The following is a 24,366-nucleotide window of genomic DNA, read 5'->3' on the forward strand; positions in this document are numbered from 1 at the left end:
TTGAGGCTCCTGATTATTTGTCGGAACCGTATAAGAGCGCTTAAGGGAAGCCAATAACATGGCTACGAAATTATATGAGCTAGGCTTGATCTAGCCCCATTTGGAACGCAAGTTTGTTGCGCCCTGAAGTGCGCTGGTAGGTGATGGAGTCAGAGAGCTCGCGGATCATCATCCAACCCCATCCGCCTTCTGGGAGGCGCTCAAGGCCGACGTTAAGCTCTTTTTGTTTCGGAACCGGCAGCGAAAGGTCCGGCATTGCTTTGCCGATATCTGAAATTTCGCAATTGAGTGAGTTGTTCCAGATCGTGATGCTTAGGGTGATCGAGCCGGTGTCGCTGCCCTCATACGCATGCTCAACAATGTTATTCAGTACTTCCGCCAGTGCCAGCTCGAATACGCCACAATCTTTCTCCCGAACGCCTTTTTTCTGAAGACGAGACATGACCTCGGAAAGAGCATGGCGCACCATTAGCGGCGAGCTTTGAAAGGACAGGCCGAATCTATACGGCTCTTTGGCGGGGGGGCGATCTGACATCTGGGTTTTCGATCTACTGTTAAGCTGTACCTTCAGACGCGGCGAGCGCATCCAAAGCGGAATTGTGAATGCGAAAAACAGTATCCATGCGCGTGAGCGAGAAAACTTTGGCAACGTTTATTGTTAGCCCTGCGACTTCTAGTTTTCGCTCTGGGCCAAGAAACTTCATGACGCCAACAACCGCGCCCAGTCCACTTGAATCAAGAAATGTGACGCGTGACAGATCAAGCACCACTCGCGCGCTTTTGGTTGATGCGATCTGGCGCATGGTTTCCTTGAATTGAACCGTCACAGCGGAATCAATCCGCGACGCCTCCACCGTTGCGAGCAATGTGTCATTGACGAGTTTGGACGTAATTTCCATTTTATCACTCCTGACTTCAATGCGATTAGCCTAGACGCCAATCGTTACCATTCGGTATGCATTGGGCGAGAGCTTGGAGATAAAAGGGGAAACCTGATGAAAGATGTTGTCATTGTTGGTGCCGTGCGGACACCTATGGCCGGTTTGCAAGGCGATTTTGCGCAGGTAACGGCGGCAGACCTTGGTGGAGCGGCGATCACGGCTGCTTTGGAAGGCGCAAAAGTATCGGGTGATTCTGTTGATGAACTGCTGATGGGAAACGTGCTCGGTGCAGGGCAGGGGCAAGCGCCCGCGCGTCAGGCTGGATTCTCGGCTGGGCTTGATAAATCAGTACCGGCAACCACGCTGAACAAGATGTGCGGCTCGGGTATGAAAACCACGATGGTTGGTTTTGATCAGGTCGCGCTCGGCAATGCCGATGTTGTGGTGACCGGCGGCATGGAGAGCATGACGCTCGCGCCTTACCTTTTGCCGAAAATGCGTGGTGGCGCGCGGATTGGGCACGGGCAGGTTGTTGATTCCATGTTCCTTGACGGGCTCGAGGATGCCTATGACAAGGGCCGCCTGATGGGGACATTTGCCGAGGATTGTGCGGAGAAATACCAATTCACACGCGAGGCGCAGGATGCCTATGCGCTCACCTCGCTTTCACGCGCAGTCGCTGCTCAGGAAAGCGGCGCGTTTTCGGATGAGATCGCACCAGTAACCGTCAAATCGCGGCGCGGCGAAAGCGTTGTGGGCGTTGACGAACAGCCTGGCAAGGCGCGCCCCGAGAAAATCCCGACTTTACGCCCTGCGTTTCGGGAGAACGGCACCGTGACGGCGGCAAATTCTTCGTCGATTTCAGATGGCGCTGCAGCACTTGTGCTTACGACAGCGGAGAATGCAGAGGCGCAGGATATGCCAGTTCGCGCGCGCATCCTTGGCCATGCGAGCCACGGACAAGACCCTGCGTGGTTTACAACTGCGCCCGTCCCTGCAGCACAAAAACTGCTGGATCGGTTGGGGTGGAGCGTGGACGACGTGGACCTTTGGGAGGTGAACGAAGCTTTCGCGGTGGTGCCTATGGCGTTTATGGCCGAAATGGGCGTACCGCATGATAAGGTGAACGTGAACGGCGGAGCCTGTGCGCTGGGTCATCCGATTGGAGCCTCGGGAGCGCGGATTATTGTAACGCTTCTCAATGCGCTGGAGAAACGTGGGTTGAAGCGCGGAGTTGCGGCTATCTGTATCGGCGGCGGCGAAGGCACAGCAATTGCGATTGAACGCCCATGACCGCCGACTACACAATGCTTGCAAAAACCATTGCGAGCCTAACAGAGGGCGAGACTGACGAAGTCTCGCTCATGGCGACGGTTGCTTGTGAGCTTCACCATGCAGACGATCGGTTCGACTGGACGGGATTTTATCGCAATGTCGGGAATGACACGCTCAAAATTGGCCCCTATCAGGGCGGGCATGGGTGCCTGACGATCCCGTTTTCCAAGGGCGTTTGCGGCGCGGCGGCACGCACGCGTGAAGTTCAGCTCGTGCCTGATGTTGATGCCTTCCCCGGCCATATCGCGTGTGCCAGCAGCACCAAATCAGAGCTTGTTTTGCCTGTTATTGGCAAAGGAGATAGGCTCATAGGTGTGCTTGACATCGATAGCGATCAACCGAATGCTTTTACCGAGACTGATGCAAAAGAAATTGCCGAAATTACCGCGGCGGTATTTGCTTCGGTTTAGGAGGTTGTAATGCATAAAGGCAGCTGTCTTTGCGGTGATGTTCAGTATGAAATCAAGCACGACCTAGAAGCCCCAGTGGCATGTCATTGTTCCCAGTGCCGAAAAACATCCGGTCATTTCTGGGCAGCGGTACACGCAACGAAATCTGATTTTGTGCTTACCGAAGATAGCGGCCTGAAGTGGTATGACTCCTCAAGCTGGGCGCGCCGCGGTTTCTGTGGCACATGCGGGAGCAGCCTTTTCTATGAAATGAAGGATGAGGATTTTCTATCCGTTGCGGCGGGTACAGTTGATAGCGATTTCGACGTCAAAATCGGCAAACATATTTTCTGCGCCGATAAAGGAAAATACTACGAAATCAATGACGATGTAACTCAACTGGATCAATACTGATTTTGCCGTTATGACCGCCGGATGAACGACACATACACTCCGCCCCAAGATCCGTTAGATGTGCTTCATCTTGACCATCATTTGCTGGTGGTGAACAAGCCTTCGGGCCTGCTGTCTGTGCCAGGCAAGGGCGAACATCTCGCTGATTGTTTGATTGCACGGGTACAAGCGGCCTTCCCTGATGCGCTGTTGATTCATCGGCTTGATAGAGACACGTCCGGTGTAATGGTTTTTGCGCTGACTCCACATGCCCAACGTCATATCGGCCTTCAGTTTGAGAAACGCCAAACCAAGAAAACCTATGTCGCGCGTGTTTTCGGGCGGATAACGGAAAAAACCGGCACCGTGGACTTGCCGCTCATCGTGGATTGGCCCAACCGCCCGCTTCAGCACGTAAATTTCGAGACTGGCAAAGAAGCGATTACCGATTGGCGCGTTGTGAAATACGAGGAAAATGCAACGCGGGTGCGGCTTTTCCCGAAAACGGGCCGGAGCCACCAGTTGCGTGTACATATGCGAGAGATCGGACACCCAATTCTTGGCGATCCGTTCTATGCAACAGGCGCGGCGCTGAATGCGCCACGGCTTATGCTGCATGCAGAGGAGCTTCGACTTCGGCATCCAGAAGGGGGCGCAGGCCAGCGTTTCCGCGCACCCGCACCATTCTAAGCCAGCCAAAAACAAGTCATTTGCCCCGTGGCAATCCTATCCTCAGGGCCTATATATGGCTTAGGAATTATAACAAAGGAGGCCGATATGGGCTTGCGCATTAACGACACAGTTCCCGATTTCAAAGCACAAACAAGCGAAGGCGAAATCTCGTTCCATGACTGGATCGGAGACAGCTACGCGATTCTCTTTAGCCACCCAAAAGATTTCACACCCGTTTGCACCACAGAGTTTGGCGCTGTTGCACAGCTTGCCGACGAATGGGACAAGCGCAACACCAAGGTGATCGGCGTTTCGGTTGACGGTGTTGAGGACCACATCAAGTGGAAAGACGACATCGAAAAGTTCGCTGGTACCAAAGCAGGGTTCCCGATTATTGCCGATGAAGGGCTGGCTGTATCCAAAGCATTCGACATGCTCCCAGCGGACGCTTACCTTCCTGATGGCCGTACTCCTGCTGATAGCCAAACAGTGCGTTCGGTGTTCATTATTTCCCCAGAAAAGAAGCTCCTGCTTTCGATGACGTATCCTATGAACGTTGGACGGAACTTCGGTGAAATTCTCCGCGCTCTGGATGCGTTGCAAACGGCTGCTGGCCATGGCGTTGCGCTTCCTGCGAACTGGACACCTGGTCAAGATGTAGTGATCCCTGTTGCTGTTGATGACGAGGCGGCGAAAGCGAAATTCGGTGATTTCGAAACGCATTTCCCTTATCTTCGCATGACCAAACTCTAAACAACTTCGGAGCCACGCATGAAAACCGCGCCAAGATCATCCAAATCGGATGACCGCAAGGATCGGATAAGTGTGGCTCCGGATGCCACTGGTATTCACGGCATGACGGTTCATTGGTCCCGCAAGGAGCGGATCAATGAAATCTATCGCGGGATATTCAGTACCTACGATAAATTCCACAGTTTCAACGATGTATTGATCTGGCCTTTTGGCCCGAAGCCTGATCCGAACCTGATTGCGCTTGCAGGGTCGTCCGGTAACAAACAGTTTCAATCGAAGTTTGGAATATGGTCGAAGGCCGTGTTTCTGTCTTGGCAGTATAAATGGTGCTGGCGTTACCTTGATGACAAAACCGATTGTTTGCTTGTCGTATGGAATGGCATCAAAGGGCATAGACGCGTTCTGGCGGATGCCGCGATCAAACGTGGCGTGCCTGTTGTCTATTTCGAAGAGGCGCCGCTGCCGGAACGAATTACGGTTGATTTCCAAGGTGTGAACTATGGGTCGAGCCTGCCTCGCGATTTCGCGTTTTATCGCGCATGGGCAGAGCAGGAGAGCATCGACCTCAAGGCGTGGCGGAAACTCGGCGCATCCCTTATTCCGCGTGCTGCCGCGACCCGAGAAGACGTGTTGCAGCAAGACGCTTCAGAGGACCTAGGCAAAGAGAGTTTCATTTTCTGCCCGCTTCAGGTTCCGGGTGACAGCCAGATCACAATCTATGGCGACTGGATTTCTTCGGTCGAGCAGATGATCGACGAGCTTGCAGAGGCATCCAAAGCCCTTCCCGATGGGTGGCACCTGCGGATCAAGGAGCATCCGACCGCAAAAGTTTCATTCGGTGAAAAACTGGCCGGTCTCACGTCCGACAAGTTTCGTGTAGATAACAGTACAAACACGTTCGAGCAGGTCGCTGCCTCTCGTGCCGTGCTGAACATAAATTCCTCGGTTGGGCTTCAAGGGTTCTTCTTTGACAAACCGGCGATTGTACTCGGCCATGCGTTCTATGGCATCGATGGCATCGCGACCAAAGCCAGCAGCCAATCCGAGCTCGCAGAGTTACTCTCCGCACCGGAAAATCTGTCGTTCGATCCAGAAAAGCGCGATTTGTTTATGTCATATCTCGCGTCGGAGTATTACCCCTTGGAAGAAGACGCCAAAGCAGGGCGCTACACGATCGCCGACGCCATTGCGCGCGATCAGAAACGAGACGCGATCATGGCGCAGATTACAAGCTAAACGCAAAAGGCCCCAGCAGTTTGCTGAGGCCTTTCGTTTTTCAAGTGGGAAAGAGGATTAACCCTCTTTCTTCTCTTCTTTGATTTCTTCACCAGTTTCCTGATCGACAACTTTCATCGACAGGCGAACCTTGCCGCGATCGTCAAAGCCGAGCAGTTTAACCTTCACGTCCTGACCTTCTTTGAGGACATCGGACGGGTGGTTCAAACGGCGGTTCTCGATTTGCGAAACGTGCACAAGGCCGTCGCGCTTACCGAAGAAGTTCACGAAGGCACCGAAATCAACGATCTTAACAACTTTACCGTTGTAGATCGCGCCAGCTTCTGGCTCTGCCACGATCGAGTGGATCATGTCATAGGCCTTCTGGATGGCTTCGGCGTTTGCAGAGGCGATCTTAATGATGCCGTCGTCGTTGATGTCGACCTTGGCACCCGAAGTTTCAACGATCTCGCGGATAACCTTACCGCCAGAACCGATCACTTCACGGATCTTGTCTGTTGGAACCTGCATGGTTTCAATGCGCGGCGCGTGAGCCGAGAAATCACCAGCTTCGGACAGGGCTTTGCTCATCTCACCGAGGATATGCACGCGGCCATCCTTGGCTTGGGCAAGAGCTTTTTCCATGATTTCCGGTGTAATGCCGGCAACCTTGATGTCCATTTGCAGCGAGGTGATACCCTCTTCTGTACCTGCAACTTTGAAGTCCATGTCGCCGAGGTGATCTTCGTCGCCGAGGATGTCGGTGAGGATCGCATAGGAGCCGTCTTCTTCGAGGATCAGACCCATTGCAACACCCGCAACAGGCGCCTTAAGCGGAACGCCCGCGTCCATCATCGAGAGCGAGCCGCCACAGACGGAAGCCATCGAAGAGGAACCGTTGGATTCGGTGATCTCGGATACAACGCGAACTGTGTACGGGAAATCAGTTGCTGCAGGCAGAACTGCCTGAAGCGCACGCCAAGCAAGCTTACCGTGGCCGATTTCACGACGGCCTGGAGGGCCAAAGCGGCCAACTTCACCCACAGAATAGGGAGGGAAGTTGTAATGCAGAAGGAAGTTGCTGCGGTATGTGCCGGTCAGTGCGTCGATCATTTGCTCGTCGTCGCCTGTGCCGAGTGTGGTGATCACAAGGCCCTGTGTCTCGCCACGTGTAAACAGCGCGGAGCCGTGTGTACGTGGCAGGATACCGGTTTCGGAGACAATCGGGCGAACAGTTGTTGTGTCACGGCCATCAATACGCTTGCCGGTTTTAACAACGTCACCACGGAGAATGCCGGACTCAAGCTTTTTGAGCGCGGAACCGAGGTTCTCGTCCTCAAGCTGCTCTTCAGTCAGCGCAGCCTTGATAGCTTCGCGAGCCTCTGCAACGGCGCCTGTGCGTTCTTGCTTATCGGTGATCGCATAGGCCGCGCGCATCTTGTCTTCGCCTGCGGCTTTGACAGCTTCGTAAAGCTCCGAGTAATCGACTGGCTGGAAGTCAAAGGGCTCTTTCGCACATTCTTCGGCCAATTCGATAATCAGGTCGATCACCGGCTGGATGGAATCATGCGCAAACTTAACCGCGCCGAGCATCTCGGCTTCGGACAGTTCGTATGCTTCGGACTCAACCATCATCACGGCGTCTTTTGTACCGGCAACCACAAGATCGAGACGCTGATCTGGGTTATTGCGCAGATCGTGCATGTCATCGACAGATGGGTTCAGCGTGTATTCGCCATCAGTGAAACCAACGCGGCATGCGCCGATTGGGCCCATGAACGGAGCACCAGAAATTGTGAGCGCAGCAGAAGCAGCGATCATCGCAACCATGTCTGGGTCATTCACAAGGTCGTGGCTCAGAACTGTACAGATCACCAGAACTTCGTTTTTGAAGCCAGGAACAAACAGCGGGCGGATCGGACGGTCGATCAGACGGCTTGTCAGCGTCTCTTTCTCGGTCGGACGCGCTTCGCGCTTGAAGAAACCACCAGGAACTTTACCGGCAGCATAGTATTTTTCGTTGTAATGAACGGTCAGCGGAAAGAAATCCTGACCAGGCTTTTGCGACTTGGCAAAAGTAACGTTGGCCATAACGGAGGTTTCACCCAAAGTGGCGATAACCGAACCGTCTGCCTGACGAGCAACCTTGCCCGTTTCGAGTGTCAGCGTTTCGTCGCCCCACTCAATCGATTTTTTAGTTTCGTTAAACATATCGTTTCCTAATAGGGAGCTAGCCCGGCCCTCCGGGTCTCCCGTTTGCATGGCGGCCCCATTGCCGCCGATCCCTCTATCTTTATTTCGAGTGCCAGGATCCAAACACTACGTCTCAGATATAGCGGCCATACAATAAAACAACGCGTTTGGGAACAGCGATTGTTTGGTGGCCGTTGCGTGAGAGCAAACCCGCTCGCCTCACCCACGCTTCAAAACAAAAACGCCCGCGAGAGTATCGCAGGCGCTTCCGTATTCTTGCTTGATTAAGCTTAGCGGCGAAGGCCGAGGCGCTTGATCAGGTCTTGGTAACGATCTTCGCTTTTGCCGCGGAGATAGTCCAAAAGCTTACGACGGAGCGCAACCATCTTAAGAAGGCCACGGCGACCGTGGTTGTCTTTCTTGTGGGTTTTGAAGTGCTCTGTCAGTGTCGCGATACGCGAGGAAAGGATAGCAATCTGTACTTCGGGCGAACCTGTGTCGCCTTCTTTGATTGCGAATTCTTTCATCAGGCGTGCTTTTTCTTCAGCAGTAATCGACATCGGGGTCTCCTTGTCTAAAGGGTTAATGGCGCGAGCCGGGATGTCGTCCAGCAAGGCCCGTGGAGGGGTCCGTCAGAGAGTCTCTGGTCGGATTGCGGGCGTATAAGGGAGATTCCCCAAAAAAGAAAGGGGTTTTCGTTCCTCAGCGCAGATTCAGATTCTATTCGCTTGGTCTGCCCTGAATTTCGTCAGCGATTTCTTTGGCCCATTCGCCAAATATTGGAATGAAATCTATCTGCGAGAGCGCAAAAACCAAAACGGAGGCCAGGATCGAAGCGCCGAGTACCGTACCAAGGCCGAACGCCAATCCGCGCATTAGCTGAAATCCGATTGTCCGCCATTTCGATTTGTAGATGCGAAAGAACTTTTGATTATTCAGGCGCGTGACTTCTGCTTTCAGTGCTTGGACCTCTTGAAGCAGGCTGTCACTGTCATTCGTTTCTGTCATGGCAAATTCCAAGGCTCTGGTTGGACTGAATAACTTATATAGAGAGGATGCTTCGGATGCCCTGCTTTTGACAGACCTAAATGATAGAGGGTCTGCCCTTGCAGCAATTTCGCCACCGCTTCACCTCGATTGAGATGCGCGCCGTGCGTACCCCATGCGCAAATGATCGTGTCGGCCCACGCGCACCCTTCTAAAATCGCAGCATCGTTCTCTGGGCCAACAGGATCAGCAGCAGCCCGCATCTTCCGCGGGTCCGTATCTCGCCACGCAAAAATATTCGCGACCCGAAACCCGCCAAATCCCAAGGCCCGCGCGCGGCGTTCACACCGTTCAACGGTTGGGTCGTTTTGCACTTCTGTGGCGGTTGACGGGTTGAGCATGATAAAGAAGGCCCGTTTCCCCGCCTCATCCCAAACGCGTGTCAGGCTGTAACGGTATTTCTCGCAATCCGAATAGACGGCAGTTGATGGCGCGTCATCCTTGATGTGGCTTCTTGTAATCATGCTTGTTTGTTGCAATGCCCTACGCGGTTATCAAGTGTCTTGATTAAATACGCGGCTTGGGTGGAGTTCACCCGATTTATAGACCCCGACAGCAACCGCCTTGCCGTCCAAACTGCCCCAACATTCGTCGCCAAACTGCACATCTGCCCCGATCACCATGCCGGGATTGCCGTTGCGCAACCGCATTGCGCCTTCGGGTGTGCATTTCACCTCTGGCAGGTCTTCAAGGCCGATCTCCAGAGGGCGCAAATGTGTGTCTAACGCTGGGTCTTTGGCCAGTTTCTCTATTGTTTCAACCGATATGCCATCTTCGGCGTCGAATGGGCCAGACCAGATGCGACGCAGTTCCCGGACATGGCCGAAACAGCCCAGTTTCTCGCCCAAATCCCGCGCAATGGCGCGCACGTAGCCGCCCTTCCCACAGGTCATCTCAAGCGTCACGTGATCCTCGTCGGGGCGATCAACGAGCACCAGCTCTTCAACGTATAAGGGGCGCGCCGCGATCTCGAAGTCCTGATCGTCGCGGGCAAGTTTATAAGCCCGTTGACCATCGATTTTAACGGCCGAAAATTTGGGCGGGATTTGCTCTATATCGCCGACAAAAGCCAGTAGCGCTTCTTTGATCTCATCATCGCTCGGGCGCAGATCGGATTCGTTGATTACTTCGCCTTCCGCGTCATCGGTATTCGTGGCTTGGCCAAGGCGCACTGTGAATTGATAGGCTTTGAGCGCATCGGTGATGTAAGGAACCGTCTTTGTCGCTTCACCGAGCGCAACCGCAAGAACTCCCGTCGCTTCAGGGTCTAATGTGCCTGCATGGCCTGCTTTCTGTGCGCCAAGTGCCCAGCGCACCTTGTTGACAACGGCATTGGAACTGATGCCCCCAGGTTTATCCACGACCATCCAGCCGGAAATATTGCGACCCTTGCGTTTACGACCCATAGAACTGTCCTGCGTTGTGTTAAGCCGCGCGTGCTATCGGGCCGCGCGGCGTTCGTCAATACGGCTATCGGTCTGTGACCAAGCCGACGATGGGGCCAATCGGCAGGCCGATATCGCGGCGGCCAACTTCTGGCGCATAGAGGCGCGAAACTTTGCCGTCGAAAAAGAGCGCGTTCGGAACTTTGATGTGATCGCGGAAGAACCGCCCGAAATCGTGAAAATTCACTTGCTGGTTCGAGATTGCGAAAATGGCTGTTTTCCCGTCCGCAGTGGTTCCGACACCATTGCGATAATACCGCGAATCGCCATTTGGAATGAAGCGCGGGTGCAGCTCGCCATCAATCACAAGCATCGGGCCGGATTGTGAGGCGAAACGGCAGTCTGGTTTTGCGGCTTCGAATACGGTTGTTTCGATTACATCAACCCTCCTGTCGCTAATGCAAAAAACTCCGTTTGGCGTAAGGCCAAAATTCCCGACCCCACCTCCGTGGCTAACGGGTGTGAGCTCTTTTCCGTTCTCCACAAACAACCCAACAGGCATCCGATTGGAGTGATACATGCCAGCGTTCATCGCAAATACAAGCGCTTTGCCCTCGGCCTTGAGGGCCGCATTTACGGCACTAAACCCGCCCAAAATGCGATTTTCATCGTTTCGCAGGAAAAGCCGTAAATCGTCCTCTGCGTCTGCACGACACACGGTGTAGGCGTTACTCTCAAATTCTTCGACAGCGCATTGCGCGGCGGCTGAATGCCCCGTGATTACTGCGAAAAAGCCAAGAAGGAAGCTAAGACTGCGTATCATCCGTATCGTCCAGCGGTGCGATATCGCGTTGAACATTGTCTTGGGACAGAAGGCGGCGTGTTTCATCCATCCGATCAAACGTATCGTCGATCGCATAGCGCACTTCGGGCGAATGCTTCAGGCCCATCTTCTTAGTGATAATGCGGCGAATCTCGTGTCTATTCTCTCGCAAACTGGCCAATGCCTCTTCTTGCCCTTGTCCACCAAGGGGCAGGACATAAGCCGTGGCGATCCGAAGATCGGGCGTTACCCGAACCTCGCCCACGGTGATAGACATGCGGTTCAAGTCAGGATCGTGAATTTCGCCCCGATTGAGCGTCTCTGAAAGTGTCCGGCGGATCAACTCGCCGACGCGAAGCTGACGCTGTGAAGGTGCCTTGCCGGCGCGGTTTGCGTTTTTAGCCATAGCCGTCATGTAAGCATGAAACACCCGATGGGCAACAGGGCTTTGCTTTGAGCGCGGCTTGGGGTTAAACGAAGGCAAGCCGATAAAAGGAACGCTCAATGACCAACGCAACGAAAATAGTGATCACCGGATGCTCTGGCCGTATGGGGCAAATGCTCATTAAGACGGTTCTGGAAAACGATAAAACAGAGCTTTCAGGCGTTGTTGAACGGTCTGGGCATGATTGGGTTGGCCGCGATGTTGGCGAGGCCATGGGCGGGCAGGCGCTCGGCGTGACTGTGTCTGATGATATTTCCGAAGCGCTAAAGGGTGCGGACGTTGTGATTGATTTCACCGCGCCTCAGGCCACGATACAATTCGCTAAGGCGGCCGCCGAAGCGGGCGTTGCGCATGTCATCGGCACCACGGGGTTCAGTGACGCAGAGATTGAAGCGCTTGCCGAGCCCGCGCAGGAAACCGCGATCGTGCGCGCTGGCAACATGAGCCTCGGTGTGAATCTCTTGACCCAACTTACCAAGAAAGTGGCTGCTGCGCTCGATGAGGACTATGACATCGAGATCGTGGAGGCCCATCACCACCATAAAGTCGACGCTCCATCAGGGACCGCCCTGATGCTTGGTGAAGCGGCGGCAGAGGGGCGTGGCGTTGACCTTGGCGAGGTATCAGATCGCGGGCGTGACGGGATTACTGGTGCGCGTAAGAAGGGCGATATCGGGTTCGCCGTAGTGCGCGGAGGCGATATTGTGGGCGAGCATGAAGTTATGTTTGCAGCAGCAGGCGAGCGGATCGTGCTTCGCCATATGGCCACGGACCGCGCGATCTTTAGCCGTGGGGCGATCAAAGCTGCGATTTGGGCGGCCAAGCAAAAACCTGGTGCTTACGACATGTTGGATGTGTTGGGCCTCTGACTAGGCTCTGTTGCTGCCAAATCAGAAATCTACGGCGATGCCTTTGCGCTCCCAATCTCCATAACGAACTGGTTCTGGCCCTTCGCGGCCACCGAGTTCGGTTGGGAGTTCTGTTTGCTTTTGCTTACGCCGCTCTTCGGCTTCGGCCAGCGCGCGCTTAGCAGCATCGGGCAGGTCTTGTTTTTCGCTCATGTGACAAGTCCTTGTTTTGGGCGTGTGCATGATATACCTCAGCCGGCATGGCGCGTAAAACCCCAAATACAAAACCCCAGCAAGGCATAGAAGCCCGCCGCGCGGCGGTACAACTGCTGAATGCTGTGACGGGTAAGAAGCGATTGCTTTCCGAAGTAAGCGGCCCAAAAGGCCCGTTGGGCAAACTCGACGCTGCGGATAAAGCGCGCGCGCAGCGACTTGCGCTTGATACGCTGCGCAATCTTGATCGCGCTGATCGCATCCTTGGTCCGTTTTTGCGCCGTCGACCTCCAGAAGAAGTTCATAACATCCTTCGCCTCGCGGCAACGGAGATCTTCGTCGAAAAAGCGCCCGCTCATGGTGTTGGAAACGCGCTTGTAGCGATTGCGCGCGAGATTAAGGCGACGAGTCATTCCGCGGGAATGGTCAATGCAGTTGTGCGCCGTTTGGGCGAATTAGAGACTGAAAAATGGGATAAACTGCCTGTTCCGCGTTTGCCAAAGTGGCTGCGGAAACCGTTGATTGCGGATTATGGCAAGGCGACGGTCGAAGCGATCGAGCATTCCCATGCCAATGGCGCGCCGCTTGATCTCTCCTTCAAAGCAGATGCGAAATTGCCAGAAGGGGAGCGTACTCCAACTGGAAGCCTGCGCATCAAAGACGCTGGTCAGGTCACTGCCCTTGAGGGGTATCAGGACGGCGGATGGTGGGTGCAGGACGCAGCTGCGGCACTTCCGGTTAATATTCTCGCGCCGAAAAAAGGCGAGGCAATTCTCGATCTCTGCGCCGCACCAGGTGGCAAGACGATGCAACTCGCAAGCGCAGGGGCCGATGTTACGGCGGTTGATATTTCTGAAAGCCGTATGGGTCGGGTGCGTGAAAACCTTGCGCGGACCAAGCTGACCGCCAAAACCACTGTCTCTGATGCGCTCGAGTTCAAAGAGGGCAGCTTTGACGCGATCCTTTTGGATGCGCCCTGCACAGCTACAGGAACGATTCGCCGTCATCCGGACCTGCCCTATGCCAAGGATGGTTCCGAATTTCCGGCGCTGTTCGAGCTTCAGGAAAAGATGCTCGATCATGCTCTAACCTTGCTGAAACCGGGCGGTCGGCTTGTTTTCTGTACGTGTTCGCTGCTGTTTGACGAAGGCGAAATTCAAGTTGAAGACGCGCTCAAACGTCACCCGAATCTCACCGTCGATAAAGACGCACTTCTTGTTGAGGGCGTGGAACCCGAGTGGGTTTCCAAGGAGGGCGGGCTGCGCATCCGGCCCGATTTTTGGAGTGATATCGGTGGCTTGGATGGCTTCTATATCGCGGTGCTTCGGCAAAAGTCATAACGCCCTAAAATAGCGGTGACAGGCGCGACCTCACCTCATATGCTGCTGTCAGAACAATAAGCACGTCAGCAATCGACGAGGCAGGGCAGGTGGCAAACACCATAAAGACAAACACGCGCCGCAAGCGCTTTGCAGACCGTTTCCACGCGCGTCTGAGCGTGTTTTCGCGCCCTGCAACTGGTTTTGTCTCACAGCCGGAGCCGCGCACAATCGGCTCCTTTGCGCGTGGGAGGCAGCTGATTGCCGGAAATTTCATGTTTGCGGGATTTCTTGTTGAAGCCCCGAATGTTTCGATCTGGGAATTGCCCTCGCCAGACCGCCGGTTTGAACAGGATTTGCACGGATTTACGTGGATGGATGACCTTGCCGCCGTTGGGGACGGCGAGGCACGCAAGCGGGTTCAGGCGTGGACGAATGAGTGGATCGAGCGATATTCAGGCGGAACAGGCTCTGGTTGGACGCCGGATATTACCGGCCGGCGCGTCATTCGTTGGATCAACCACGCTCTGTTTTTCCTGAACGGGCAAGATGCAAAAGTTTCACAAGCGTTCTTTGGCGTTTTAGCCCAACAGACAGTGTTTCTGTCGCGAAGATGGCACGGCGCAGCGGCAGGGTTGGCGCGGTTTGAGGCGTTAACTGGTTTGCTATATGCGGGGCTTTCTCTCACGGGCATGGAGCGCCATGTGAAGCCCGCGATGAAGGCGCTTGCGCGCGAATGTGTTGACCAGATTGATACAGAGGGCGGCATTCCAACTCGCAACCCAGAAGAATTGCTTGAGGTCTTTACGCTCCTGACATGGGCCGCATCCGCGCTTTCCGAAGCTGGGCGGATGCCCGCGCGCGAGCATCTTCAAGCGATCGAAAGAATCGCTCCCACGTTGCGTGCGCTACGGCACAGCGATGGCGGGCTTGCGCGATTCCATGGCGGCGGGCGTGGGTTAGAGGGGCGGCTTGATAATGCTTTGGCAACGTCTGGTGTACGGGCGCAAATTAACACCGGCCTTTCTATGGGTTTTGCGCGGATGCACGCTGGGCGCACGTCTATCGTCATTGATGCCGCGTCTCCGCCAATGGGCGTTGCCGCGCCAGAGGGGCATGCGTCTACGCTGGCGTTTGAGTTGACGTCTGGCCGCCGCCCGTTGGTGGTAAATTGTGGGTCAGGTGCGACTTTTGGTGAAAGTTGGCGACGTGCGGGCCGCGCGACTCCTTCACATTCAACAGTAACGCTCGACGGGTTTTCCTCTGCGAGGCTTGGGAAGCGGCGCATGATTGGCGGGCACCAACTTCAATGTTTGGAAAGCGGACCAAATAACGTCGTGGCCAACAGGTCTTCTGGTCAGGAAGGCGTGCAGCTTAGCGGAGAACATGACGGATATCTGCAAACACACGGGCTTGTGCACCAGCGCCATCTTGATCTGAGTTTTGATGGGCGCGGACTTTCCGGTACAGAAGTCTTGTTGGCGGATACCTCCAAAGCCAAGCGCAGATTCGATGTGCATATGGATAGCGGCAAGCTCTCTGGAATCCCCTATTCTTGCCGATTCCATCTCCATCCGGACGTTGATGCAGAGGTTGATATGGGGGGAACGGCAGTCTCGCTGGCGCTCAAGAGCGGCGAGATTTGGGTGTTCCGGCACAACTCAACCGCGAAATTGACCCTAGAGCCGAGCGTTTATCTCGAAAAAACGCGATTAAAACCGCGTGCGGCGAAACAAATAGTTCTATCTGGGCGAGCAATGGATTATGCGACCCGTGTCACATGGCATCTGGCCAAAGCTCAGGACACCCCGAGCAATATTCGGGATGTAGAGCCAAACGAGATGCCCAAGCTGTAGATTGCCACTTTGGGGATGCAAACAATGACCGACCAACTGCCTATTCGCCGCGCGCTGCTTTCTGTTTCGGACAAGACCGGACTTGTCGACTTGGGCCGCGCTCTTGCCGAGCGAGGCGTGGAGCTTCTTTCAACCGGCGGTTCCGCCAAGGCGCTGCGCGACGCGGGGCTCACCGTACGCGATGTGGCCGAGATCACAGAATTCCCAGAGATGATGGATGGCCGCGTAAAAACGCTGCACCCGCGCGTGCATGGCGGGCTGCTTGCGCTACGCGACAACGCTGATCACGTGGCCGCAATGGAAGAGCACGGTATTGGTCCGATCGATCTTCTGGTGGTGAATCTCTATCCGTTCGAAGAAACCGTTGCCAAAGGCGCCGATTACGACACCTGTATCGAAAACATTGATATCGGCGGTCCTGCGATGATCCGAGCAGCCGCGAAGAACCACGGTTTTGTCACGACGATTGTGGATGTTGAGGATTACGAGGCCCTTATCGGCGATATGGATCAGCACAACGGCGCGACTTGCCCGAAGTTCCGCAAAAAGATGGCGCAGGTCGCTTATGCGCGGACGGCCGCATATGATGCAGCGGTGTCCAATTGGATGGCGGGCGCGATTGGTGTTGAAACCCCACGCCGCCGCGCATTTGCGGGCACTCTGGCGCAGGGGCTTCGCTATGGCGAGAACCCGCACCAACAAGCGGCTTTCTATACCGATGGCGTGAACCGTGCGGGTGTTGCCACTGCTGTACAACATCAGGGCAAAGAGCTTTCCTACAACAACATCAACGACACAGACGCAGCGTTTGAACTGGTTGCCGAGTTTGATCCTGCGCAGGGTCCAGCGGTTGCGATCATCAAACATGCAAACCCTTGTGGCGTTGCGCGCGGTGAATCGCTTGTCGAAGCCTATAAATCTGCGCTGGCCTGCGACAGCACATCTGCATTTGGCGGGATCATCGCGTTGAACCAGCCGCTTGATGCAGACACAGCAACCGAGATCAGCAAGATTTTCACGGAAGTTGTGATTGCTCCAGAGGCCAGCGACGAAGCCAAAGCAATTTTCGCAGCAAAGAAAAACCTGCGTCTGCTTACGACGGGCGGCCTTCCTGATGTAAAATCTGGCGGGCTCACATATCGCCCCGTTGCTGGCGGAATGCTTGTGCAGGACAAAGACGTTGGTTTCGTCGGGCTGGATGATCTCAAGGTGGTGACAAAACGCGCCCCGACAGAGACCGAGATGGCCGACCTTCTCTTTGCATGGAAAGTCGCGAAGCACGTGAAGTCCAATGCAATCGTTTATTGTAAGGACGGCGCAACAGTGGGCGTTGGTGCTGGGCAGATGAGCCGCGTAGATAGCTGCCGGATTGCGGCGCGCAAAGCCGAGGATATGGCCGAAGCGCTGGGCCTTGAAACGCCACTGACAAAAGGCTCTGTTGTGGCGTCTGATGCGTTCTTCCCGTTTGCAGACGGTCTTCTGACCGCAGCAGCAGCAGGTGCAACAGCGGTCATCCAGCCGGGCGGTTCCATGCGTGACGACGAAGTGATCGCTGCTGCCGATGAGGCTGGCCTTGCAATGGTGCTGACCGGCATGCGCCACTTCCGCCACTAAAGGAAAACAAATGCGCGCCTTCTACATCACCGCACTTCTGACTTTGGGCATTGATCAACTTACCAAAGTTGTCGTGGTGCATCTTATGGGTTTGAAATACGTGGGGGAGATCGAGGTCTTCCCCCCTTATCTCATGTTCCAGATGGCTTGGAACGAAGGCGTCAATTTTGGCATGGCCGCAAGCGGCTCGCCTATCGTGAAATACATCCTCATTGCGATTGCCTTAGCGATCTCAGCTTGGGTGTATTTCTGGATTCGTCGTGAGCAGCCTCAAACATTGGGGATGATCTCGGCGGGTTTGCTCATTGGCGGGGCTCTAGGGAACGTTCTTGATCGTTTCCTTTACGGTGCCGTCGCGGACTTCTTGAATATGAGCTGCTGTGGTTTTTATAATCCCTATGCGTTCAATGTTGCCGATATTGCGATCTTCGCAGGCGCGATCGGGCTTATTCTCTTTACGAGCAAGAAAAAGGGCGCGTAGACGCGGGAATTCTCTTGCGTTAAACATTGCCTCAGCACCCAAGGAGAAGTGAATGCGCAACGTAGGTAGTTTCGGAGTTTTGTGCTTCTGCGCGGCGATTGGTCTTTCGGCATGCAGCAGCGATAATCCCCAGCTGATGAACCTTCAGAATCCGGGCAACGGTCCGGAGGAATTCGGCGTGCTGCCGACGAAACCCTTGGAAACTCCGCCAAGCTATACCTCGCTTCCAACTCCAACTCCGGGCGGAACCAACCGCGTTGATCCGACACCTCGCGCTGATGCGATTGCGGCTCTTGGCGGAAACGCTGCACGTGCGCGTCCGGCAACGGGCGATCTTGTGAACTACACGACTCGTTTCGGGACAACGTCCAATATTCGTGGCCAGCTTGCTGCCGAAGATCTCGAATGGCGCAAGAAAAACCAAGGACGCGTTCTTTATCGTGCATTTGGTGTTCCGCAATACTTCGAAGCCTACGAGAAAATGTCGCTTGATCAGTACCAGGAATTGCAGCGCTGGCGTCGGCGCGGCATCGACACGCCCGCCGCACCACCAAAGCCAAATTGATTGCGGCGCACTCTCACGGACGTGATGGCGCAAGTTCATCGTAACAATTTCACTCACAGTAGCGTTGGGAGGGGTTGATGATCCCTAATCAACGCTTACCCTTAATGCGACCCTAAACGGAGACGCTTGATGACATCCTATTTCCGTAACGCATTTCTTGCATTGATATTGACGCTGCCCGCGGTTGCACAGGCCGAGAAACTCACGACATATCAACTTGATAACGGAATGGACGTTCTGGTTCTTGAGGACCATCGGGCACCCGTTGTTGTGCAAATGGTTTGGTACAAGGCTGGCGCCGCTGATGAGCCACGGGGTAAATCCGGCATCGCGCATTTTCTAGAGCATTTGTTGTTTAAGGGAACCGACACGCTTGCTCCGGGAGAGCTGTCAAAAACCGTTGCGGCGAACGGTGGATCTGACAATGCTTTCACCTCGCAAGATTACACAGCCTATCACCAGCGCATTGCCTCTGATCGGTTGGAACTTGTGATGCGTATGGAAGCGGACCGCATGCGTAACCTTCGTTTGTCCGAAGCGGATGTCGAAACGGAACGCGAAGTTATCCTCGAAGAGCGCAACCAACGAACAGAGAACAATCCGGGCGCCTTGTTTGCCGAACAGCGGAATGCTGCCCAGTATATGAACCATCCGTATGGTATTCCGGTTATTGGCTGGAAGCACGAGATGGAGGAGCTCTCTCTTGAGGATTCTCTGGAGTTTTACCAGCGTTACTATGCGCCGAATAATGCGATTCTCATCGTGGCAGGTGATGTCATACCCGAAGACGTACTCGCGCTCGCAGAGAAGTATTACGGCGTATTAGAGCCTACTGTAGACCTTCCCGAACGGGAGCGGACAATTGAGCCGCCTCAACTTTCGGAGCGTCGCCTGACCTTTACGGACCCCCGCGTTGCACAGCCCTATGTGATCCGCAGCTACCTCGCGCCGGAGCGCGACTCTGGTGCGCAGGAAGAGGCCGCCGCGCTGACATTGCTTGCCGAAATACTTGGTGGAAACGGGGCGACATCTGTATTGGGCAACAAGCTCCAATTTGACACACAGCAAGCCATTTACACTGCCGCGTTTTACAGCGGGGTCTCTCTGGATGACACGACATTCTCGCTCATCATTGTGCCGGTTCCCGACATCTCGCTTGAGGAAGCAGAGCAGGCGTTGGATCAAGCTGTTGCCGAATTTCTCGAAGAGGGCGTAGACGAGGAGCAACTTGATCGCATCAAGATGCAACTCCGCGCCAGTTTGATCTACGCCGAAGATGATGTGGCCGGGCGTGCACGGCAGTATGGTGCTTCGCTGACCTCGGGCCTTACGATCGAGGATGTGCAGGCATGGCCCGATGTTTTGCAATCCATCACTTCAGAACAAATTATCGAAGCCGCAAAGAAAGTCTTCAACAGAAACAACGCCGTAACCGGCTATCTGATGAACGCTGAAGGAGAAGCAAAATGATCCGTGTGTTTTTCTCGACCGTTCTGGCGATGCTCGTTGCGCTCCCTTTGCGCGCTGAAATCGCAATTCAGGATGTAACCTCGCCAAAAGGAATCCATGCTTGGCTGGTTGAAGATCATTCGATTCCATTTACGGCTATCGAAGTTTGGTTCAAAGGCGGCGCGGGCCTTGATGCGCCCGGAAAACGTGGTGCAACGAACCTTATGGTCGGGCTCCTCGAGGAGGGCGCGGGTGATCTGGATTCACAAGAATTCGCAGCCGCAGTTGAGGCGCTCGCTGCGAGCTATAAGTTTGATGTTTTCGATGACACATTGATTGTTTCAGCGCAGTTCCTCACCGAAAACCGAGATGATGCAATTGACCTTCTGCGCAGCGCTTTAACGGAACCGCGTTTTGATGAAGCCTCCCTTGAGCGTGTGCGTGGGCAGGTACGTTCGATCATTTCCGGCAACGAGAAAGACCCGAACGACATTGCAAGCCGCACCCTCAATAAACTCGCGTGGGGAGATCATCCTTACGGCAGTTCGCTGAATGGTACGCTTGAATCGGTCAACAGCTTAACGCGCGATGATCTGATCGAAGCCAAAAACGCAACCATGACCCGCGACCGAATCCATGTTGGAGCCGTGGGTGATATCACGCCCGAAGAGCTTGGAGCATTGCTCGACACGCTGCTTGGCGATTTGCCAGAGGAAGGCGCGCCGTTGCCTGCGGATGCGACCTATGCACTGCCAAGAGGGGGCGAAACGGTCGTGGAGTTCGAAACGCCACAATCCGTTGCGATCTTTGCGCATGAGGGTATTGCGCGAGACGATGACGATTTCTTTGCGCTCTATGTGTTGAACCATGTTTTGGGCGGCGGCGGATTTGCATCTGTCTTGATGGAAGAGGTGCGAGAGAAGCGCGGTCTGACTTACGGCATTTCAACCTACCTCGTTCCAAAAGAGCATGGCGCACTTATGATGGGGCAGGTTGCTTCGTCAAACGACCGTATTGCCGAGGCTATTACAGTGGTTCGCGATGTCTGGGCAGATATTGCGGCAAACGGGATTACAGAGAAGCAATTGACTGACGCAAAAACCTTCCTCACAGGCGCCTATCCTTTGCGTTTTGATGGGAACGCGACCATTGCAGGGATCATGGCGGCGATGCAGTCTCAAGAGTTGCCCATAGACTATATTGCGACCCGAAACGACAAGGTGAATGCTGTGACGCTCGAGGACATCAAACGTGTTGCTGCGCGGGTTCTCAAGCCAGAGGATCTTCATTTTGTGGTGGTCGGGCAGCCCGAAGGACTAGGCGATCAGCAGTAACCATTTTCCCGATTTCCGCATGTGCGAATCGGAGCATTTCATGCTAAACCTTGTGGTATGCCTGATGGAAACCCCAATATGAGCGAGAATTCAGGGTCTGAACGCCCTGTTATCAAGCAGCTGGACGAAGCAGCAATCAATCGGATTGCCGCCGGAGAAGTTGTTGAGCGCCCCGCCTCGGCGGTTAAGGAGCTTGTTGAGAACGCAATTGATGCCGGCGCACGACGTATCGAGGTTTCCTATGCGGACGGCGGCAAGACCCTAATCCGCGTTGTGGATGACGGTTGTGGCATTTCGGGGGCGGACTTGCCGCTTGCCATGTCGCGCCACGCCACTTCAAAAATTGACGGGTCCGACCTGCTTAATATCCACACATTCGGGTTTCGTGGAGAGGCACTTCCTTCGCTTGGAGCGGTTGGCCGGCTGACGATCAAGAGCCGACCGGAGGGGGAAGAGGCATTCACAATCTCGACGTCCGGTGGGGAGCAGTCGACAGTTAAGCCAACGGCGCTTTCTGGCGGAACTATCGTCGAATTGCGTGATCTGTTCTATGCCACGCCCGCGCGCCTCAAGTTTATGCGCACAGACCGTGCAGAGGCGGGCGCGATCAACGACGTCATCAAAAAGCTTGCAATGGCAGAGCCGCATGTCACTTTCATTTTGCGCGATGTTTCCGGTGGCGGAGAAGGGCGCGTGGTGTTTCGGGCCGATGCCGAAATTGGTGATTTGTTCGATGCAATCCATGCACGCTTGCGCAGGATCTTGGGCGCAGAGTTCGCAGAGAATGCGCTTCTCATCGATGCCGAGCGCGAGGGCATTACCTTGACCGGATACGCAGCACTTCCGACTTACTCACGTGGGTCTTCTGTTGCGCAGCATCTTTTTGTGAATGGCCGCCCTGTTCGGGACAAAATGTTCATCGGTGCGCTGCGCGGCGCATATATGGATTTTCTGAGCCGTGATCGTCACCCCGCCGCGGTACTTTTCCTAGAGGTAGAGCCGACGCGCGTTGACGTGAATGTTCACCCCGCGAAATCTGAAGTACGTTTTCGAGAGCCCGCTATCGCGCGTGGATTGATCGTTTCGGCCATTCGGCACGCGCTCGCTGAGGCAGGCCACCGCGCGAGTACGACCGTGGCAAATGCCACACTCGGCGCGATGCGACCAGAGGGCGGTACGGAAAATCCTCCACGCATCTATCAGATGGAGCGCAAGCCTGTTGGTAGCTACGCCCCACCACGAACAGAGAGTTACGCCACGCCCGGTTTCGCCGAAGGGGGCTTTGATGCTCCTTCGGCTCGCATGGAGCCAGTCGTTGAAACCGAAGAAACAAACGCGGCCGATCTTCCTCTTGGTGCGGCCCGTGCGCAGGTTCATGAAAACTATATCATTGCCCAAACTGCGACTGGTATGGTGATCGTCGATCAGCACGCCGCGCACGAACGTTTGGTCTATGAACGCCTTAAGAAGCAAATGGCCGAAAACGGTGTGGCAACTCAAGCGTTACTTATCCCTGAGATTGTCGAGCTTTCCGATCAGGATGCGGCTCTAATATTGGGGTATTCAGAGGAATTGGCGCGGTTTGGCCTTGGGATTGAACCATTTGGTGGCGGCAATATTGCCGTGCGCGAAACACCTGCGATTCTGGGTAATGTCGATGCGCGTGGGATGATTCTCGATATTCTCGATGAGCTTGCCGATCTTGGAGACAGCCAGACCCTACAATCCCGTGTTGAAGCGATCTTGTCGCGGGTTGCGTGTCATGGCTCCATTCGATCAGGCCGACGAATGCAGGCGGAGGAGATGAATGCGCTCCTGCGCGAAATGGAAGCTACCCCACATTCCGGCCAATGTAACCACGGCCGCCCGACCTATGTTGAACTCAAACTTGCCGACATTGAGCGGCTTTTCGGACGCACATGATTGAAATCGCCGGTACAGAATATGCTCTAACAGATCCGCTTATCCTTCTTGTGGCGGGCGGTATTGCGCTGCTTCTGCTCATCCTCGTTTTGCTGGTTCGGTCGGTAAGAATAGGCTCTAACGCTGCTAAAATGGTCGGCCCAATTGCACAGCAGATGGGGCAGTTGAACCATGCGGTGCAATCGCTGGGGCAAGGGCAAGAGCGTTTGGCGGGTGGATTGCAATCAAATGCAGAGCTGCAGTCAGCGTCACAAGCGCAGATTTTGCAAACAATGGAAATGCGCCTCGCGTCGGTTCAGCAACAGATGCAAGAACGGCTTCACGAGAATTCGGTCAAGGCGGCAAGAAGCCTGTCTGATATGCAAGAGAAGCTTAACCAATCCGTCCATGGCAGCACGGTCAAAACAACTAAGTCTCTGACCGAGCTTCAGGAACGCCTCGCCACGATCGATAAGGCGCAGGCAAATATTGAAAAACTGTCGGGCGATGTGCTGGGACTTCAGGATATTCTGTCAAACAAACAGACACGCGGCGCCTTTGGCGAAATTCAATTGAACGACATCGTTTCAAAGGCCCTCCCAAGCAACGCTTATAGCTTCCAATCGACCCTATCCAACGGGAAACGGGCCGATTGTTTGATTCACTTGCCAAATCCACCAGGCCCGATTGTCGTAGACAGTAAGTTTCCGCTAGAGGCCTATGAAGCCCTTCGTAATGCAAATACCAAGGCCGAAGCAGAGCAAGCCGCGCGAGCGATGCGCGTGGCGGTGAAAACCCATATCAATGCCATCAGTGAACGCTACATTATCGAAGGAGAAACCGCAGATGGGGCGCTGATGTTCCTCCCGTCCGAAGCGGTCTATGCGGAACTACACGCGAGTTTCCCTGAAGTGGTACGCGAAGGCTTCGAAAAACGCGTTTGGATCGTATCCCCCACAACCTGCATGGCGACTCTCAACACCATGCGCGCCATTTTGAAAGACGCACAAATGCGCGAGCAGGCAGGGGCCATACGCACTGAGTTGGGCAAGTTGTTTCAGGATGTGGAGCGGCTCGGAACGCGTGTATCCAACCTTGATCGCCATTTCGGGCAAGCCGCCAAAGATATCTCCGAAATCAAAATCTCAGCCGATAAGGCAGGGCGTCGAGCACGCCGCTTGGATAACTTTGATTTCGAGGAATTGGCGCCAGACACAGAGAACAGCACTCTGGCGCCACCTGTCGCGGAGTAGG

At 54.7% G+C, this 24,366-nt stretch carries 27 protein-coding genes; 16 read left to right on the plus strand and 11 right to left on the minus strand.

Annotated elements, in window-relative coordinates:
* Nucleotides 1–79 precede the first annotated feature (79 nt).
* Together N9C89_RS14250 and N9C89_RS14255 are read right to left on the minus strand one after the other, a co-directional pair.
* Entirely contained in the window at nt 80–535 is a 456-nt protein-coding gene (locus N9C89_RS14250; protein WP_263954656.1) for an ATP-binding protein, read from the minus strand.
* Nucleotides 536–554: 19 nt separating this feature from the next.
* Nucleotides 555–899 (minus strand): STAS domain-containing protein, encoded by a 345-nt coding sequence (locus tag N9C89_RS14255; RefSeq protein ID WP_263954657.1) that lies wholly within the window; start codon nt 897–899, stop codon nt 555–557.
* A 96-nt stretch (nt 900–995) separates the two neighbouring features.
* On the opposite strand from N9C89_RS14255, the gene N9C89_RS14260 reads away from it, so the two are divergent.
* The 6 genes from N9C89_RS14260 to N9C89_RS14285 all read left to right on the plus strand — a co-directional run bounded on the left by N9C89_RS14260 (nt 996) and on the right by N9C89_RS14285 (nt 5,659).
* Entirely contained in the window at nt 996–2,174 is a 1,179-nt protein-coding gene (locus N9C89_RS14260; protein ID WP_263954659.1) for a thiolase family protein, read from the plus strand.
* Nucleotides 2,171–2,626 (plus strand): GAF domain-containing protein, encoded by a 456-nt coding sequence (locus N9C89_RS14265; protein WP_263954660.1) that lies wholly within the window; start codon nt 2,171–2,173, stop codon nt 2,624–2,626. Before N9C89_RS14260 ends, N9C89_RS14265 begins: the two co-directional genes overlap by 4 nt.
* Before the next feature lie 9 nt (nt 2,627–2,635).
* A complete protein-coding gene (locus tag N9C89_RS14270; protein WP_263954661.1) occupies nt 2,636–3,019 on the plus strand; it encodes a GFA family protein in 384 nt (127 codons plus the stop codon).
* A 21-nt stretch (nt 3,020–3,040) separates the two neighbouring features.
* Complete coding sequence (locus N9C89_RS14275) at nt 3,041–3,688, plus strand: RluA family pseudouridine synthase (protein WP_263954662.1); 648 nt, start codon at nt 3,041–3,043, stop codon at nt 3,686–3,688.
* Nucleotides 3,689–3,775: 87 nt separating this feature from the next.
* Entirely contained in the window at nt 3,776–4,423 is a 648-nt protein-coding gene (locus N9C89_RS14280) for a peroxiredoxin (protein ID WP_263954663.1), read from the plus strand.
* 18 nt (nt 4,424–4,441) lie between these two features.
* The gene (locus tag N9C89_RS14285; RefSeq protein ID WP_263954665.1) at nt 4,442–5,659 is read left to right on the plus strand and encodes a capsular biosynthesis protein; all 1,218 of its coding nucleotides are present in this window, start codon (nt 4,442–4,444) and stop codon (nt 5,657–5,659) included.
* 57 nt (nt 5,660–5,716) lie between these two features.
* On the opposite strand, the gene pnp is transcribed toward N9C89_RS14285, so the two are convergent.
* The 7 genes from pnp to rbfA form a co-directional block, all read right to left on the minus strand.
* Nucleotides 5,717–7,849, minus strand: a complete 2,133-nt coding sequence (gene pnp / locus N9C89_RS14290; protein ID WP_263954667.1) for a polyribonucleotide nucleotidyltransferase — start codon at nt 7,847–7,849, stop codon at nt 5,717–5,719.
* A 272-nt stretch (nt 7,850–8,121) separates the two neighbouring features.
* Complete coding sequence (gene rpsO, locus N9C89_RS14295) at nt 8,122–8,391, minus strand: 30S ribosomal protein S15 (RefSeq protein ID WP_263954668.1); 270 nt, start codon at nt 8,389–8,391, stop codon at nt 8,122–8,124.
* Between the two features lie 160 nt (nt 8,392–8,551).
* Nucleotides 8,552–8,839 (minus strand): DUF5665 domain-containing protein, encoded by a 288-nt coding sequence (locus N9C89_RS14300; RefSeq protein ID WP_263954669.1) that lies wholly within the window; start codon nt 8,837–8,839, stop codon nt 8,552–8,554.
* Entirely contained in the window at nt 8,836–9,342 is a 507-nt protein-coding gene (locus N9C89_RS14305) for a DUF1643 domain-containing protein (protein ID WP_263954670.1), read from the minus strand. The genes N9C89_RS14300 and N9C89_RS14305 overlap by 4 nt, the downstream gene beginning before the upstream one ends.
* A gap of 30 nt (nt 9,343–9,372) precedes the next feature.
* The gene (gene truB / locus N9C89_RS14310) at nt 9,373–10,284 is read right to left on the minus strand and encodes a tRNA pseudouridine(55) synthase TruB (protein ID WP_263954672.1); all 912 of its coding nucleotides are present in this window, start codon (nt 10,282–10,284) and stop codon (nt 9,373–9,375) included.
* A gap of 64 nt (nt 10,285–10,348) precedes the next feature.
* Nucleotides 10,349–11,086: a phosphodiester glycosidase family protein gene (locus N9C89_RS14315; RefSeq protein ID WP_263954673.1), complete on the minus strand. Its 738-nt coding sequence runs from the start codon at nt 11,084–11,086 to the stop codon at nt 10,349–10,351.
* Complete coding sequence (gene rbfA / locus N9C89_RS14320; protein ID WP_263954674.1) at nt 11,070–11,492, minus strand: 30S ribosome-binding factor RbfA; 423 nt, start codon at nt 11,490–11,492, stop codon at nt 11,070–11,072. The genes N9C89_RS14315 and rbfA overlap by 17 nt, the downstream gene beginning before the upstream one ends.
* 98 nt (nt 11,493–11,590) lie before the next feature.
* On the opposite strand from rbfA, the gene dapB reads away from it, so the two are divergent.
* Nucleotides 11,591–12,400, plus strand: coding sequence for a 4-hydroxy-tetrahydrodipicolinate reductase (gene dapB / locus N9C89_RS14325; protein ID WP_263954675.1), 810 nt, complete (start codon nt 11,591–11,593; stop codon nt 12,398–12,400).
* Between the two features lie 21 nt (nt 12,401–12,421).
* On the opposite strand, the gene N9C89_RS14330 is transcribed toward dapB, so the two are convergent.
* On the minus strand, nt 12,422–12,592 hold the full coding sequence (locus tag N9C89_RS14330; protein WP_263954676.1) for a DUF1674 domain-containing protein: 171 nt from the start codon (nt 12,590–12,592) through the stop codon (nt 12,422–12,424).
* A gap of 47 nt (nt 12,593–12,639) precedes the next feature.
* Between N9C89_RS14330 and N9C89_RS14335 the strand changes: the two genes are divergently transcribed.
* Nucleotides 12,640–13,932: an RsmB/NOP family class I SAM-dependent RNA methyltransferase gene (locus tag N9C89_RS14335; RefSeq protein WP_263954677.1), complete on the plus strand. Its 1,293-nt coding sequence runs from the start codon at nt 12,640–12,642 to the stop codon at nt 13,930–13,932.
* Between the two features lie 4 nt (nt 13,933–13,936).
* Here N9C89_RS14335 and N9C89_RS14340 read toward each other — a convergent pair whose 3' ends face one another.
* The gene (locus tag N9C89_RS14340) at nt 13,937–14,188 is read right to left on the minus strand and encodes a hypothetical protein (protein WP_263954678.1); all 252 of its coding nucleotides are present in this window, start codon (nt 14,186–14,188) and stop codon (nt 13,937–13,939) included.
* On the opposite strand from N9C89_RS14340, the gene N9C89_RS14345 reads away from it, so the two are divergent.
* The 8 genes from N9C89_RS14345 (at nt 14,187) to N9C89_RS14380 (ending at nt 24,365) form a co-directional block, all read left to right on the plus strand.
* Complete coding sequence (locus N9C89_RS14345; protein WP_263954679.1) at nt 14,187–15,767, plus strand: heparinase II/III family protein; 1,581 nt, start codon at nt 14,187–14,189, stop codon at nt 15,765–15,767. The genes N9C89_RS14340 and N9C89_RS14345 overlap by 2 nt on opposite strands.
* Before the next feature lie 24 nt (nt 15,768–15,791).
* Nucleotides 15,792–17,381 (plus strand): bifunctional phosphoribosylaminoimidazolecarboxamide formyltransferase/IMP cyclohydrolase, encoded by a 1,590-nt coding sequence (gene purH / locus N9C89_RS14350; RefSeq protein ID WP_263954680.1) that lies wholly within the window; start codon nt 15,792–15,794, stop codon nt 17,379–17,381.
* 10 nt (nt 17,382–17,391) lie between these two features.
* Nucleotides 17,392–17,862 (plus strand): signal peptidase II, encoded by a 471-nt coding sequence (lspA, locus tag N9C89_RS14355; protein ID WP_263954681.1) that lies wholly within the window; start codon nt 17,392–17,394, stop codon nt 17,860–17,862.
* 52 nt (nt 17,863–17,914) lie between these two features.
* The gene (locus N9C89_RS14360) at nt 17,915–18,427 is read left to right on the plus strand and encodes a DUF3035 domain-containing protein (RefSeq protein WP_263954682.1); all 513 of its coding nucleotides are present in this window, start codon (nt 17,915–17,917) and stop codon (nt 18,425–18,427) included.
* A 129-nt stretch (nt 18,428–18,556) separates the two neighbouring features.
* On the plus strand, nt 18,557–19,897 hold the full coding sequence (locus N9C89_RS14365; protein WP_263954683.1) for a M16 family metallopeptidase: 1,341 nt from the start codon (nt 18,557–18,559) through the stop codon (nt 19,895–19,897).
* Entirely contained in the window at nt 19,894–21,210 is a 1,317-nt protein-coding gene (locus N9C89_RS14370; protein WP_263954684.1) for a M16 family metallopeptidase, read from the plus strand. Before N9C89_RS14365 ends, N9C89_RS14370 begins: the two co-directional genes overlap by 4 nt.
* Before the next feature lie 57 nt (nt 21,211–21,267).
* The gene (gene mutL, locus N9C89_RS14375; RefSeq protein ID WP_263954685.1) at nt 21,268–23,133 is read left to right on the plus strand and encodes a DNA mismatch repair endonuclease MutL; all 1,866 of its coding nucleotides are present in this window, start codon (nt 21,268–21,270) and stop codon (nt 23,131–23,133) included.
* Nucleotides 23,130–24,365 carry a DNA recombination protein RmuC gene (locus tag N9C89_RS14380; RefSeq protein ID WP_263954686.1) on the plus strand — a complete coding sequence of 412 codons (1,236 nt, stop codon included), beginning with the start codon at nt 23,130–23,132 and terminating at the stop codon, nt 24,363–24,365. The genes mutL and N9C89_RS14380 overlap by 4 nt, the downstream gene beginning before the upstream one ends.
* Nucleotide 24,366 lies beyond the last annotated feature (1 nt).

Origin of the sequence: Halocynthiibacter sp. SDUM655004 (genome assembly GCF_026015885.1) — a bacterium.
In the GTDB taxonomy this organism is placed as follows: domain Bacteria; phylum Pseudomonadota; class Alphaproteobacteria; order Rhodobacterales; family Rhodobacteraceae; genus Falsihalocynthiibacter; species Falsihalocynthiibacter halioticoli.